The organism is Paraburkholderia sp. BL17N1, assembly GCF_003634175.1.
Classification (GTDB): Bacteria; Pseudomonadota; Gammaproteobacteria; order Burkholderiales; family Burkholderiaceae; genus Paraburkholderia.
The window spans coordinates 3,369,032-3,383,327 of record NZ_RBIW01000002.1 but is presented as its reverse complement, the minus strand read 5'-3'; the positions used below and the strand labels follow the sequence as shown (position 1 = coordinate 3,383,327).

Genomic DNA, 14,296 nt, shown 5'->3' with positions numbered 1-14,296 from the left:
TCATTTCGTGACACATGAAGCGCCGCCGACAATCGCCAACGCTTCCGCGCGCGACACGCCGCCTCTCATCGCATCGATCAGCCGCGCGGTCTGCGCTTCGCGTTCGCAGGCGAGCACGGCGACCACCTTGTCGTTCTTCACATACAGCGAGACGAATTGCTGACGATCGAGGTCGCCATCGGTCACGATCTCGTCCCACTCGCTCGCATGGCCGAGATACTCGAAGTTCTTGCCGAAGTGATAGGTCCAGAAATACGGCACGCCGACATAGCGATGACGCGCGCCGCACATGTTTTGCGCGGCGATGCGCGCGTGCTGCTGCGCGACGCGCCAATGTTCGATACGCACCGGTTCCTGATCTTCATGCAAAGGAAACACGGCGATATCGCCTGCCGCGTAGAGACCGCACGCGGCCTGCATGCCCGCGTTGACGAGCACGCCGCCGTCTTTCTGCAGGGGCAAGCCTTCGACAAGACCTGTGGCCGGCGTAACGCCCGTGCCCAACAGCACGATGTCGGCGGCGACATGCTCGCCGTTTTCGAGCATCACCTGATGCACGTTGCCTTCTTCGCCTTCGAGCGAAGCGACCTTTGCTTCGAGATGAAACACCACGCCGTTGCGCTCGTGAAGCGCGCGGAACATCGCGCCCGCGCGCTCGCCAAACTGCCTGGCGAACGGTACTTTCTCGGGCGATATGACGGTCACCGGCGTGCCGCGTTTGCGCAGCGCGGAAGCCGTTTCGAGTCCGATGAAGCTGCTGCCCAGAATGACGACCTGGGTCTGGGCGGCATCGTCGCCGACGGCGTCGACGAGCGCGGCGGCATCGTCGAGACTGCGCAGCACGTGTACGCCGCCGAGCTCCACACCGGGAATGTGGGGAAGCTTCGGCACGCTGCCGGTCGCAAGCAAGGCCGTGTCGTAAGTCAGGGGGGCGCCGCTTTCGAAATGTATCGTGCGGGCGGGCACATCGAGCCGCGCAACCTTCTGGACGATCCGTTCGACGTCGTGCCGCTCGAGCCAGTCCGGCGCCAGAAGCGGCGGTACATCCGTGGGCGCCATTGCACCGGACGGCACGAATTTGCTTAACGAAGTGCGGTCGTAGGGCGCATGCGCTTCATAGCCTACGAGCGTGATGCGGCCACCAAAGCCACACTCGCGCAGAGCCGCGCAAGCGGCGGCGCCTGCCGCGCCCGCGCCGATCACCACGTAATGCGGTTGCTTGTCGCTGGCATTGCGCACCGGCTGCGGGATTCTTTCCGGCGTGACCATCACGTCGTCGCCCGCGACCACCACGGGATAGCGATCGAGCGCGACCAGCGCGGGCGGTTCGAGCACATTGCCGGTGGCGACGTCGAACGTCCCCTTGTGCCACGGACAGATGATCCGGCCGTCGCAGAGCGCGCCTTCTTCGAGTGGGCCGCCGGCGTGCGGGCAATCGGCGGAATAGGCGTGCACGGTATCGCCGTCGCGCACCAGCAGAATCTTTTCGTCGTTCACCACGACACGTTCAGCGCGGTCGGTTCGCAATTGCGAGAGCTGAGCGACGCATAGAGGTGTCGTAGGCATGGCCGATTCCTCGCGGACGATGGAATAAGAAAACACAGCGTAGAACAGTGCAAGCCGTGCAACGCGCAGGATCACGCCGCGATGCGGCACGCCTTGCAGTTCGCCGAACTCTTACGCAGGAGCAATCCATATGCCTGGCCGGACGCGCCGGTTCAAGCGCGCCCTTGCTCGGCCGCCGCACTATGGAGAACCGCCGAAGTGCGGTAAATTCGGGGAAAAGGAAATAGCGCACGAACATGCGGCGAGCGTGCCGTGCCATGGCGTCCCTGACCTGTGTTGAACCTTATGGAGATCGTGACCGTGCAACGTGCGGAACGTGCAGCAGTCGATTTCCCCATGCCGTCGCGCAATTTCGCGGCAACGCGGCGCATGCTGCTGATCGTCCTCGCCGTTTCGATTGTGTTTCCGCTGATCTGCCTTGCGGGCTACGGCTACTTCGATTACCAGCGCCGGATCGCCGATTCGAACGACATGATCGACCGCCTCGCGCGCGTCGCGGAGGAACAGGCCGCCAAAGTGCTGGACCTGAACCAGCAGATGTCCTCGCGCATCGTCGAACTGCTCGGCAACGACGACGACGCGCAAATCCGCGCGCGCGAAGCGACGCTGCACGACCGTCTGCGTGGAATCGGCGGCGATTTTCCGCAGGTCTCGTCTATCTATCTGCTCGGCGCGAAGGGCGACCTGCTGGTGTCGAGCCGCACGTTTCCCGCGCCCGCCCTGTCGATTGCCCAGCGCGAAGACTTCACCAGCGCGAAAGCGATGCGCCCGCAGCCGTATTTTTCGCTGCCGATGTTCGGCCCGCTCTCGCAGACCAATGTGTTCACCACCGCGACCGGCCGCTCCGACGCCAACGGCCGGTTTCTCGGCGTGGTCTCGGTGGCGTTGCGCAACGAATACTTCTCGCGCTTCTATCGTGAACTGACCAATGGCGATGCGTCGCTGGCGCTCGGCCTGTATCGCCAGGACGGCAACCTGCTGGTGCGCTATCCGCCGTGGCCGGCGGGCGCGAAACCTAGTCCGCAGAGCAAATTCACGCAGGCGTTGCGAGACAAACAACTGTCCGGTCGTGTTCGTCTGCATTCCAGCGTGGATGGCGTGGAGCGTCTGCTGGCGTTTCGCCGTGTCGGCGACTATCCGCTCTATGTGATGAGCGCCTATGCCACTTCGTCGATCGGCGAAGCATGGCGGCGGCACTTCATCATGATCGCGGCATTGACTGCACTGCCTTGCCTCGCCATCTGGCTGCTGGTGATCTACTCGCTGCGTCAGCTTGAAGGCGAGCGCCGCGCGTGGGAACGCTGGCAGGGCGAAGTGGCGATGCGTCTGTCCGCCGAAGCCGCAAGCCGGCAACTTCAGCGCATGGGCGCGCTCGGCAACCTCGTCGCCAACGTCGCGCACGATTTCAACAATCTGCTGATGGTGGTTTCCGCCAACACGGAACTCGCGCGGCTCAAGCGCTTCAACAACGTCGAGAAAGAAGTGCTTGCGGTGGAGCGCGCCACCGCCACCGCCGAATCGCTCACTCGGCGCCTTTTGAGCGTGGCGCGCAAGCAGCCGCTCAAACAGCGGCCGCTCGACCTCGCCACGTGGCTGCCCGCCGCCGTGCCACTGATCGACGCCGCGCTCGGCGATAAGGTGGAACTGGCCTTGAACATGGTCGATCACGTCTGGCAGGTGCTGGCCGATCCGACCGATCTCGAATTCGCGATCATGAATCTGGCCGTCAACGCGCGCGATGCGATGCCGCGCGGCGGACGCTTCGTGATTCGTTGCCAGAACAACCGGCTGGTCGGCAGCGATACCTTGCTGCCCGACGGCGAATACGTGCTGATTGCCTGTTCCGACGACGGCGAGGGCATGCCCGAAGCCGTCGCGCGGCGCGCCTTCGAGCCGCTTTTCACCACCAGGCTGCACGGTTCGGGCACGGGCCTCGGCCTCGCACAGGTGCTTTCCATGTGCGAACAGGCGGGCGGTACGGCGAAGATCGACAGTGTGCCGGGCAGCGGCACGACGGTGCGGCTGTATTTGCCGCGCTATCGCGAACGCCAGAAGGCGGCAACAACGCAAACCGGGACCGTCCCGGCGCCGGTGCCGGCGCCGAGCGGCGTCGTGCTGCTGGTCGAAGACAACGAAGATGTCGCGGCAGGCGTGGCGGCGGTCTTGGAGACCTTCGGTTGCGAAGTGCGCCATGAACCTACCGCCGACCAGGCGCTCGATGTCCTCACAGGCGGCGCACGCTTCGAACTCGTGCTGTCCGACATCCAGATGCCGGGCAAGCTCAACGGCATCGACCTCGCCGAGAAGGTGCGCAGCGCGTGGCCGTCGCAGAAGATCGCGCTGATGACCGGCTACGCCGACGAACTAGAACGTGCACGGCGGCTCGGCGTCGCAATACTCGCCAAGCCGTTCAACATCGACGAATTGCACGCGCTGGTGGCGTGTGAACCATAGGCCCGCTATCGGCGGCACCCGGAATGGGATGTTCGAAGTGCTCCATGACTCGCGGCACACCCCTTGCTGAGTGAAAGACGAGGTATGCGCATCTGGTCGAACCGGCTAGCGCAACCCGCTTCTTTTCGCACAGGAGAAAGTCATGAACCTCGTCAACAAGACTCGCAGCGCAATCCTTGTCTCGGCCTTGCTCGCCGCTTCCTCGATCGCGATGGCCCAGGGCAGCGGAGGCGGCGGAGGCGGTCCGGCAGGCAACGACCCGAGCGCGGGCACCAACGCAGGCGCGACGCGTGAAGGCGGCGACATGCAGGCATCGGGCGCGATGGCGCATTCGAAGTCGACTAAAAAGCATCACATGAAGTCGTCGAAGACGAAGCCGGCAACCGATTCGACCAATATGCCGGGCGCAGACGCGAGCAGCGATACAAAGGGGCAGTAGCGCAGCCACAGCCCGAATTGCACTTCGTCCATAGGTATAGCGCTTGCTGAAATCGACCGCATGCACGGTTGTCGAGCGCCGGTCCTGAAAGCCTCCGATGAGTCCGTGCCCCTTCATTTTTGCAGGAGCATGGACATGACACTCGGCGATACGATCAAAGGCATGGTCGGCATGGATCCAACGGGGCATGCCGACCCCGACATGAAGGCGGTGCTCGACGCGTTGGCGAGTCTGAACCCGAAGCCCATCGAAGAATGCACGGTGGAGGAGGCAAGGCGCCAGCCAACGCCCGCCGACGCCGTTAAAAAGCTGCTGCAGGACCCCGCGTTCAGCGCGCGGCCGGCGCTCGAACTGGAGGCGGTGCGCACCCAGGACATCATGATTCCCGGCGCGGCCGGCAGCAATCCGGCGCGGGTCTACACGCCGCAAGGCGAAGGGCCGTTCCCGCTCATTCTGTATTTTCACGGCGGCGGCTGGGTGATCGCCGACCTCGATACCTACGACGTCACGCCGCGTTCGATGGCGGCGCTCAGCCGGGCCATCGTGGTGTCCGCGCATTACCGGCAGGCGCCCGAACACCGTTTGCCCGCCGCGCATGACGACGCGTTTGCCGCGTGGCACTGGCTGATCGGGAACGCGGCGAACCTCGGTGGCGACCCCGGCAAGATCGCGATCATGGGCGAGAGCGCCGGCGCCAATCTGGCCATCAACGTGTCGATCCGCGCGCGCAACAGCGGTGTCCGCATGCCGATGCACCAGGCGCTCATCTATCCGGTGGCGAGCAACAATATCGTGTCGATCTCTTATGAAGAGAACCGCAACGCCAAACCCCTGAACAAGCCGATGATGCTGTGGTTCATGCATAACGTGATCAACAGCGAAAGCGATCTCACCAGTCCGTTGATCGACGTAGTGAGCGTGGATCTGTCACGCTTGCCGCCGGCCGCGATCGTGACGGCGGGCATCGATCCGCTGCGCTCGGACGGTGAGAAGCTCGCGCAGAAACTGCACAGCGCGGGCGTGCCGGTCGAGCATCGCAATTATCGGGGCGCGACGCACGAGTTCTTCGGCATGGCGGCGGTGGTGCAGGCGGCGCGCGACGCGCAGGCCTTTGTATCGCTCGCGCAGCGTCAGGCATTCGGCAGAGCGCCGCTGTAAAGCGGTGAGCGGGTCGTCATTCGCCGATCAGATGCAGCACGATGTCACGGTGCTGCGTGTGACGGCGATGCTCGAACAGATACAAGCCTTGCCATGTGCCGAGCACCATCTGCCCGTGTTCGACCGGCACCGACAGTTGCACTTGCGTGAGCGCGGTGCGTAAATGAGCCGGCATGTCGTCCGGGCCTTCGGCGCCGTGTTCGTAGCGCTCGGCGTCTTCGGGCGCGAGGCTCGCGAAGTAGCGCTCCAGATCGCGCTGCACGGACGGGTCGGCATTCTCCTGAATCAGCAATGAGGCGGACGTATGCCGGCAAAACAGCGTCAGCAGGCCGGTGTCGATCGCCTGTGCGGCGACGAAGCGGCGCGCTTCGTCGGTGAATTCGACCAGGCCGCGACTGCGGGCCTTGACGCTCAGGTGATGGATGGCTTGTCGCATGATCCGTGTCGGGTTGGGATGGCGCCGCGCATCGAACGCGGCATGCACCGTGCGAACTCAGAGCGACGTCAGAACGTCGGCGATTGCCGCGGCGTTGGCCGGGCGTACTACGCGCGCGACTTCCGCGCCGTCGCGCATCAGGATCAGCGTCGGCCAGAGTTTGACCTTGAACGAGCGGCCGAGCGGCCGGCCCGGGCCGTCCTCGATCTTCAGATGCCTGAGGCCGTCGTGCGGTTCGAGGGCCTGGGCGATCGACGCCTGCGCGCCCTGGCAGTAGCCGCACCAGTCCGTGCCGAATTCGACCAGGGTGGCACCCGGCAGGGCGTCGAGTTGGGCTCGCGAGGGGGCGTGGGAAGAATAGGCTGTCTGGGTTGCCATGCGTGCTCCGGAGCGGTTTAACCTTTACGGGCAAGGGTTTGCGCCGTCGTGGCGTCCCCTGCGGGCGGATTTGGCAAGATTAGCAGCTATGCCTGGAATCGTCAGTGAGCGCGGCCTTGCCCGAATGCACGGCGCGGCGGCTGGGTGCGCGTCGCTGTGAATTTCACGCAAACTCATAGTCTTGCCGGCATGGCGTGTTAGATATTCGTCCGGGTGTCGCCGTCGTGCGGCGAATCATCGAGGCTGGAAAGGGAAGAAATGGGCGAAAAGATTTATCTGCGGTGCCCCGGCAAGGAAGAAACCGTCGCGGTGGCCACCGGCTTCAGCTGGGGCGCGTGTCTGCTGGGCTTCGTATGGGCGTTGTCGAAGAAGATGTGGTTTGCCGCTTTCGTCATGCTGGCCATCAACCTGCTGCTTTTCTGCTCGGGTCTATGGGGCGAAACCGCCGACCTGATCGGACTCGTGCTGTCGGTCCTGTTCGGTATCGCGTGCGGTATGTATGGCAATCAATGGCACCGCTGGACCTTGGAGAAACGCGGTTACGTCGTGCTGTAGCGCCCGCTCGGGGAATGCCCCACGCCGTCAGCCGTGCGGAAAGTGTGCGGCGTGCAATTTTGGGACGCGGTGGCACGGGTTTACGCGCCCGCGAGCTAGGCCGATAATGCCCCGGTCGTTCCGGCCACGAAGTGTGCGGCGTGCATTGCGCGTCGCAGGCTCGCTCTCCCTGACCCACCGCCCCTCGTGTTAAAGACCTCACGTTTTTTCGATCTGCTGCGCATTCCCGGCTTCAAGCCGCTCGCCGCCGCGACGCTCATGCTCGGCGTGGCGATGTCGTTCACCGCTCCATATCTCTCACTGTTCGGCGTCGAACGCGCCGGCATGACGCCGTTCAGGCTCGGCGTGTTCATGACGCTGATCGCGGCGAGCGGGGTGCTCGCCAGCACCTTCGCGGGCCGCTGGAGCGACGCGAGCGGACGGCACCGGCCCTTGCTGCTGGCGGCACTGATCGCCGCAGCGCTCGGCTATCTGTGTTTATGCGTGGTGCGCGATTACCGGCTGCTGCTGGTGGTCGGGATCGTCTTTATCGGCGCGGGCGGCTCGGCCATTTCGATGGTGTTCTCGTTCAGCCGCGCCGCCTTGCCGGTGGCGGACCCAGCGGAGCGGGTCTTTGCCAGCGCGACCTTGCGGACCATTCTGTCGGCGGCGTGGGTGTTCGGGCCGTCGGTGGGCGCGCTGGTGCTCGCCGCCAGCAGCTTTTACGGACTTTTCCTGTTCGCCGCGGCCAGTTTCGGCGCCTGCGCGACGATCGTCTGGCGCATGCGGGAGCCGCAAGGCCATCTCGGCGATCACACAGTGGAGGACACCGCGTCGGAGCCGTCGGCTTCGATCACCGTGCCGCCGCTCACCACGCCCGGTGAAGACGCCCACGAGGATTTGCCGGGCGTCGCCTCGGCCAACGACATCGGCCGCGCGGTCGCCGCGCTCACCTTGCTCGGCCTTGCCGCGAACGCGACCATGATCGTGCTGCCGCTCTACATCGTGCACGGGCTGAACGGCACGCATCTGGACGTGTCGGTCATGCTCGGCCTCGGCGCCTTGATGGAGATTCCGATGATGCTCGCGCTCGGCGCGAAGTCGTCGGCGCTGCACAAGCCCAACTGGCTGGCCGCCTGCGCCGCCGTGCACGCGGTGTATTTCGTCGGCATGTCGCTGGCGGGAAGCGTCCACGTGCTGATTCCGATGCAGATGCTCAACGCCTTCGTGGTCGCCGTGACCTCGTGCCTCGGCATGACCTACGTGCAGGATCTGATGCCGCACGCACCCGGCCGCGCCACTGCGCTGTTCTTCAACGCGGCGCGCGTCGGCTCGATTCTGTCGGGCGTGTTGTCGGGTTTGCTGGTGCAGGCGTTCAGCTATCGCGGCACGTTTCTGTTCTGCGGCTTGCTGGCGCTGTGCGCGCTGGTGCTGTTCGCCGTGCCGGGCGATCGCTATCCGTTGATGTGGAAAGCCACCAGGCGTTTTGCGCGTTCGCAATATGGCAAGCTCCAGGCCAGACAGCGGCAACGGCAGCCCTAGACGCGCGGGCGGCAACGGCAAAACGAACTGTAAGAAGGCAATCGGCCGAATCGAAGCCGGTGCGCGCCACGCCTGACAATCCAGTGCAACCGCAACCGCAACCGCAACCGCCAGGAACTTTACGCCGCGCAAAACCTCTGCAAAAGGGCGTATCGTCTTTCGATGCATGCGGGCGCTGCGCGCTTCGCTGCAAGAGCGCTTCAGGGCTGCTACCGTGTGTCCGGCGCGCGCGAAAAAACACCATTACAGTGAGCGTAGCCACGCGCGACCCCCGGCGCCGCGACTGAAGCGCTCAGCGAAAACGTAGCGGAGCGGCAGTAGAACGAAGCAAATCGTCGAAGCACATCCAGCAGCGCAACGAGGCACTTTCCGGAGCGAGATATGCAGCTAGGCATGATTGGATTGGGACGCATGGGCGCCGACATGGTGCGGCGCCTGACGAAGGGCGGTCAGCAGTGTATCGCCTACGACGTGCAGCCGGCGGCGGTCGAGAAGCTGAAACAGGACGGCGTGGCGGGCGCGGCATCGCTGGAAGACCTCGTCGCGCAACTCGACAAGCCGCGTGCCGTGTGGCTGATGGTGCCGGCCGCCGTGGTCGACATGACGCTGGAGAAACTCGTGCCCTTGCTGGAGCCGGGCGACATTGTGATCGACGGCGGCAACTCCTATTACCACGACGACATCCGCCGCGGCACCGAACTGGCCGAGCGCAAGCTTCACTATGTGGACGTCGGCACGAGTGGCGGCGTGGCGGGCCGCGAGCGCGGCTACTGTCTGATGATCGGCGGCGAGCCGGAAATCGTGAAGCGGCTCGAACCGATTTTCGCGACGCTCGCGCCGGGTGCCGGCTCAGAGCCGGTCACGCCGGGCCGTGTCGCCGGTTCGAGCACCGCGGAGCAGGGCTTCCTGCATTGCGGGCCGCAGGGCGCGGGGCACTTCGTCAAGATGGTTCACAACGGTATCGAGTACGGCATGATGGCCGCGTATGCCGAGGGCTTGAACATTCTGCATCACGCCGACGCCGGCAAGCACGCGCGCGAGGCCGACGCCGAAACCTCGCCGCTGCGCCGCCCCGAGTTGTATCAGTACGATCTGAATCTCGCCGACGTCACCGAGGTCTGGCGGCGCGGCAGCGTGATCAGCTCCTGGCTGCTCGATCTGATCGCCGGCTCGCTCGTGAGCGACGCCGATCTGAAGAACTACGCGGGACGCGTATCCGATTCGGGCGAGGGGCGCTGGACCGTGGCGGCCGCCATCGACGAGGGCGTGCCTACGCCGGTGCTGAGCGCGGCGTTGTTTGCGCGCTTCAGCTCGCGCGGCGAGGCGGATTTCGCGAACCGGGTGCTCTCGGCCATGCGCGCTGATTTCGGTGGCCACGCCGAGAAAGCGGCCGCGCCGTCCGACAAGCCGAAAACCTGATTCCACGGAGCCGCGATGCCAGCCACCACCTCTACGCCGCACGACGTCGTCTTTCTGTTCGACTGCGACAACACCTTGCTGGACAACGACCATGTGCTCGCGGATCTGCGCGCGCACATGATGCGCGAGTTCGGCGCGGAAAACAGCGCACGGTACTGGGAAATCTTCGAGAACCTGCGCGCCGAGCTCGGCTATGCCGACTACCTGGGCGCGTTGCAGCGTTATCGCTCGGAGCGTCCGCGGGACACGCGGCTGCTGTTGATGTCGTCGTTCCTGATCGAGTATCCGTTTGCGAACCGCCTGTATCCAGGCGCGCTGGATGCGCTCGATCATGTGGGCAAGCGCGGCCCCACGGTGATCCTCTCCGACGGCGACGTGGTGTTCCAGCCGCGCAAGATCGCCCGCTCGGGGCTATGGGACGAGGTCGAAGGACGCGTGCTGATCTACATCCACAAAGAGTTGATGCTGGATCAGGTGATGGAGTGTTATCCCGCGCGCCACTATGTGATGGTGGACGACAAGCTGCGCATTCTCACGGCCATGAAAAAGGCCTGGGGCGCGAAGCTGACGACGGTGTTTCCCCGCCAGGGGCACTATGCGCTCGATCCGAAAGAGATCGCCAGTAATCCCCCGGCGGACGTGACGGTGGAGAGGATCGGCGAGTTGGCGGAGATCGACTTGGAATCTTTGTTGGCGGAGAAAGGCTAGCGGTTCGTGGCGCTCGCGCGTCTCCATGTGAAGGTCATGCATAGGGAGACGCGAGAGCGCCGCGCGCCAATGACGGTTCGCTTTATGAGCCGAGTTCCTTCAGCCGCGCTTGCGCATCGCCGGCGCCCATGCGGCCGGCCGCATCCATTGCCGTCACGCCGTTTGCATCGCGGGCCTTCGGGTCCGCGCCATGCGCAATCAGCAACTCCATGATCGCCGTGCGATTGAACATCGCCGCGATCATCAACGCGGTGCGTCCGTCCGGCGACGCGCCTTCCACATCCGCGCCATGCGCGAGCAAGCTTTCGATCACCTTGTCGAAGCCCTTGAAGGCCGCGCCCGCAATCGGCGTCTGTCCGTTGTCGTTACGCAGATTCGGATCGGCGCCGCGTTCGAGCAGCGTGCGCACGGCGTCCGCGTGACCGTGGTAGCTGGCGAGCATGACGAGGCTGTCGCCTTTGTCGTTGCGCAGATTCGGCGGCACGCCTTTTTCGATCACCGCCGCGAGCATGGCGGCGTCGCCCTTGCGCGCGAGGTCGAAAACCTGATGCGCCAGTTCGAGCAACTCCGGGTCGATCGGCTGGCCGGGGGGCGGGGAAGTATCAACGTGGTCCGTCAAATGAAACTCCTTGCAATGAAGCCGGGCGCCTCGGGTCTGGGGAAGTCAGGAGACTCTGTGTGAAGGCGCCGGGAAGATCGCTCAGGATACACATTTTGCGCCGGCGACGCCCACGCGGCGGCGCTCAGGCGTGGCCGAACAGCTTGACCAGCAAGCCGAACACGCCGATCAGGATGGCGACGCCCGCGAACAGGAACACGCATGTGAGAACGAGGATCAACGGCGCTTTGAGGCGGCTGGGTGTCGGCATGATCGAGTGTTCAGGTAAGAGGCGAGCAAGGCGGGATGCGCCAGATGCGGTCCGCCGTCGCGCATGCGGCACCGGAAGCTTAACGGCATTCACTTAATATGCGCTTGAATTCTAGCGCATGCGGCATGAGGTCGACGCTTGCCACCGTCGCGAAGTCGCAGTTGGATCAAGGTTCGACGATCGAGTCGAACCATGCGGCGCGCTTCCTGTCACACTGGGGCTCGCTGAACAAGGGCGCTCAAGCCCGCCGCCAACACGGGTTGCTGCCCGTACGCTTCTCTTGTGTCGTTCGCATGACAGGACGAGCGCCGCCGCTGATTTTTTTCGCGCCTCCCTCTCACGAACCGCCGTTGCCGCATTCGCCAACCTGCCTGACAGTCCTTTTCGAGGAGTGACACCATGGCTGAAGCAACCCCCCAACCCACACCGCCGCAAAGCCTGGACGCCGACACGTTGCGCAACATGGATCGCTACTGGCGGGCCTGCAACTATCTCTCTGCCGGCATGATCTATCTGCGCGACAATCCGCTGCTGCGCGAGCCGCTGAAACCCGAACACATCAAGAACCGTTTGCTGGGCCATTGGGGTTCCGACCCAGGGCAGAGCTTCCTGCTCGTGCATCTGAACCGGCTGATCAAAAAGCTCGATCTGAACATGATCTACGTAGCCGGTCCCGGTCATGGCGCACCGGCCACGCTGGCCAATTGTTATCTGGAAGGCCACTACTCGGAAATCTATCCCGACCGCAGTGAAGACGAGGCCGGCATGCAGCGCTTCTTCCGGCAGTTCTCGTTTCCCGGCGGCATCGGTTCGCATTGCACGCCGGAGACGCCCGGCTCGATTCACGAAGGCGGCGAACTCGGCTATAGCCTTTCGCACGGCTACGGCGCGGCGTTCGACAATCCCGACCTGATCGTCGCCGTGATGATCGGCGACGGCGAAGCGGAAACCGGCCCGCTCGCTACTTCTTGGCATTCGAACAAATTTCTCAACCCGATCCGCGACGGCGCGGTGTTGCCGGTACTGCATCTGAACGGCTACAAGATCGCCAACCCGACCATTCTCGCGCGCATCCCGCGCGAGGAACTTGAAGCCTTGCTGACCGGCTATGGCCATAAACCTTATTTCGTCGAAGGCGACGATCCCGCCGTCATGCATCAGCAGATGGCCGCAACCCTGGAACAATGCGTCGGCGAAATCCGCGCGATCCAGCAACATGCGCGCGAGAGTAACGACGCGTCGCGGCCGCGCTGGCCGATGATCGTGCTGCGTTCGCCCAAAGGCTGGACCGGTCCGAAGGAAGTCGACGGACACAAGGTGGAAGGCTCGTGGCGCGCGCATCAGGTGCCCGTGCTCGACCCGGTGACCAATAGCAAGAGCCTGAAGCTGGTCGAGAACTGGCTGCGCGGCTACGAGCCCGAAACGCTGTTCGACGATGCAGGGCGGCTCGTGAAAGAACTGCGCGATCTCGCGCCTGAAGGCGCGCGCCGCATCAGCGCCAATCCGCATGCAAACGGCGGTCTGCTCTGCAAGACGCTCGACATGCCGCCGTTTCGCGATTACGCGGTGGCGGTGAAAAAGCCAGGCGGCTCGTATACGTCGCCGACCGAGGTGCTCGGCAAGTTCCTGCGCGACGTGATGCGCAACAACATGACGAACTTCCGCGTGTTCGGCCCGGATGAGACTTCGAGCAACAAGCTGACCGCGATCTACGAGGCGTCGGAAAAAACCTGGCTCGCGCAAACCGTGCCGAGCGACGCCGACGGCGGCGAACTCGCGGTAGACGGCCGCGTGATGGAAATGCTCAGCGAACATACGCTCGAAGGCTGGTTCGAAGGCTATGTGCTGACCGGGCGCCATGGCCTGTTCGCCACGTACGAAGCGTTCGTCCACGTGATCGATTCGATGTTCAACCAGCACGCCAAGTGGCTGGAGAAAGCCAAACGCGACCTCGGCTGGCGTCAGCCGGTGCCCTCGATCAACCTGCTGATCACATCGCTCGTGTGGCGTCAGGATCACAATGGCTTCACGCACCAGGACCCCGGCTTTCTGGATGTCGTCACGAATAAAAGCCCGGACGTGGTGCGCATTTATATGCCGCCGGACGCGAACTGCCTGTTGAGCGTCGCGGATCATTGCCTGCGTTCGCGCGATTATGTCAATGTGATCGTCGCCGACAAGCAGCCGCATCTGCAGTATCTCGACATGGACGCCGCCGTCACGCATTGCACGAAGGGTATCGGCATCTGGGACTGGGCGTCGACGGATCAGGGCGTCGAACCCGACGTGGTAATGGCCTGCGCTGGCGACATCCCGACCATGGAGGCGCTCGCCGCCGTGCAGATTCTGAAGGAGCAGTTCGCCGATCTGAAGATCCGCTTCGTCAATGTTGTCGACCTGTTTCGTCTGATGCCCGAGCATGCGCATCCGCACGGCCTGTCCAGCCGCGATTTCGATTCGCTGTTCACGGCGACCAAGCCGGTGATCTTCAACTTCCACTCGTATGCTTCGCTGGTGCACAAGCTGACCTATAACCGCACGAACCACGACAACCTGCATGTGCACGGCTATCACGAGAAAGGCAACATCAACACGCCGCTCGAACTGGCGATCATCAATCAGGTCGATCGTTTTTCGCTGGCGATCGACGTGATCGACCGCGTACCGAAGCTGCGCGGTGTCGGCGACCATGCGAAGGAATGGCTGCGTGGCCAGATCATCGAGCACCTGGCATATGCGCATGCCGAGGGCATCGATAAGGAAGAAATCCGCAACTGGACGTGGAAAGGCTGA

At 64.0% G+C, this 14,296-nt stretch carries 13 protein-coding genes; 8 read left to right on the top strand and 5 right to left on the bottom strand.

Features of this window, described 5'->3' with window-relative positions; translation table 11 throughout:
- Nucleotides 1-1,566 carry an FAD-dependent oxidoreductase gene (locus tag B0G82_RS35095; RefSeq protein ID WP_121311049.1) on the bottom strand — a complete coding sequence of 522 codons (1,566 nt, stop codon included), beginning with the start codon at nt 1,564-1,566 and terminating at the stop codon, nt 1-3.
- 300 nt (nt 1,567-1,866) lie between these two features.
- Between B0G82_RS35095 and B0G82_RS35090 the strand changes: the two genes are divergently transcribed.
- The 3 genes from B0G82_RS35090 (at nt 1,867) to B0G82_RS35080 (ending at nt 5,617) form a co-directional block, all read left to right on the top strand.
- The gene (locus tag B0G82_RS35090; protein WP_199730224.1) at nt 1,867-4,020 is read left to right on the top strand and encodes an ATP-binding protein; all 2,154 of its coding nucleotides are present in this window, start codon (nt 1,867-1,869) and stop codon (nt 4,018-4,020) included.
- A 142-nt stretch (nt 4,021-4,162) separates the two neighbouring features.
- Entirely contained in the window at nt 4,163-4,459 is a 297-nt protein-coding gene (locus B0G82_RS35085; protein WP_121310577.1) for a hypothetical protein, read from the top strand.
- Nucleotides 4,460-4,594: 135 nt separating this feature from the next.
- Entirely contained in the window at nt 4,595-5,617 is a 1,023-nt protein-coding gene (locus B0G82_RS35080; RefSeq protein WP_116144937.1) for an alpha/beta hydrolase, read from the top strand.
- 16 nt (nt 5,618-5,633) lie between these two features.
- On the opposite strand, the gene B0G82_RS35075 is transcribed toward B0G82_RS35080, so the two are convergent.
- Nucleotides 5,634-6,053: a secondary thiamine-phosphate synthase enzyme YjbQ gene (locus B0G82_RS35075; protein WP_121311047.1), complete on the bottom strand. Its 420-nt coding sequence runs from the start codon at nt 6,051-6,053 to the stop codon at nt 5,634-5,636.
- A 57-nt stretch (nt 6,054-6,110) separates the two neighbouring features.
- Nucleotides 6,111-6,431 carry a thioredoxin family protein gene (locus B0G82_RS35070; protein WP_121310576.1) on the bottom strand — a complete coding sequence of 107 codons (321 nt, stop codon included), beginning with the start codon at nt 6,429-6,431 and terminating at the stop codon, nt 6,111-6,113.
- Between the two features lie 258 nt (nt 6,432-6,689).
- On the opposite strand from B0G82_RS35070, the gene B0G82_RS35065 reads away from it, so the two are divergent.
- The 4 genes from B0G82_RS35065 (at nt 6,690) to B0G82_RS35050 (ending at nt 10,634) form a co-directional block, all read left to right on the top strand.
- Nucleotides 6,690-6,986 carry a DUF2628 domain-containing protein gene (locus B0G82_RS35065; RefSeq protein WP_116121718.1) on the top strand — a complete coding sequence of 99 codons (297 nt, stop codon included), beginning with the start codon at nt 6,690-6,692 and terminating at the stop codon, nt 6,984-6,986.
- 186 nt (nt 6,987-7,172) lie between these two features.
- Complete coding sequence (locus tag B0G82_RS35060) at nt 7,173-8,507, top strand: sugar efflux transporter (RefSeq protein ID WP_106278066.1); 1,335 nt, start codon at nt 7,173-7,175, stop codon at nt 8,505-8,507.
- Nucleotides 8,508-8,888: 381 nt separating this feature from the next.
- Nucleotides 8,889-9,926 (top strand): phosphogluconate dehydrogenase (NAD(+)-dependent, decarboxylating), encoded by a 1,038-nt coding sequence (gene gnd / locus B0G82_RS35055; RefSeq protein ID WP_121310575.1) that lies wholly within the window; start codon nt 8,889-8,891, stop codon nt 9,924-9,926.
- 15 nt (nt 9,927-9,941) lie between these two features.
- On the top strand, nt 9,942-10,634 hold the full coding sequence (locus B0G82_RS35050) for an HAD family hydrolase (RefSeq protein ID WP_106278062.1): 693 nt from the start codon (nt 9,942-9,944) through the stop codon (nt 10,632-10,634).
- Between the two features lie 82 nt (nt 10,635-10,716).
- Here B0G82_RS35050 and B0G82_RS35045 read toward each other — a convergent pair whose 3' ends face one another.
- Both B0G82_RS35045 and B0G82_RS41155 read right to left on the bottom strand, forming a co-directional pair.
- A complete protein-coding gene (locus tag B0G82_RS35045) occupies nt 10,717-11,253 on the bottom strand; it encodes an ankyrin repeat domain-containing protein (protein WP_121310574.1) in 537 nt (178 codons plus the stop codon).
- Between the two features lie 124 nt (nt 11,254-11,377).
- Entirely contained in the window at nt 11,378-11,503 is a 126-nt protein-coding gene (locus B0G82_RS41155; protein WP_012427141.1) for a hypothetical protein, read from the bottom strand.
- A gap of 399 nt (nt 11,504-11,902) precedes the next feature.
- Between B0G82_RS41155 and B0G82_RS35040 the strand changes: the two genes are divergently transcribed.
- Nucleotides 11,903-14,296, top strand: coding sequence for a phosphoketolase family protein (locus B0G82_RS35040; RefSeq protein ID WP_121310573.1), 2,394 nt, complete (start codon nt 11,903-11,905; stop codon nt 14,294-14,296).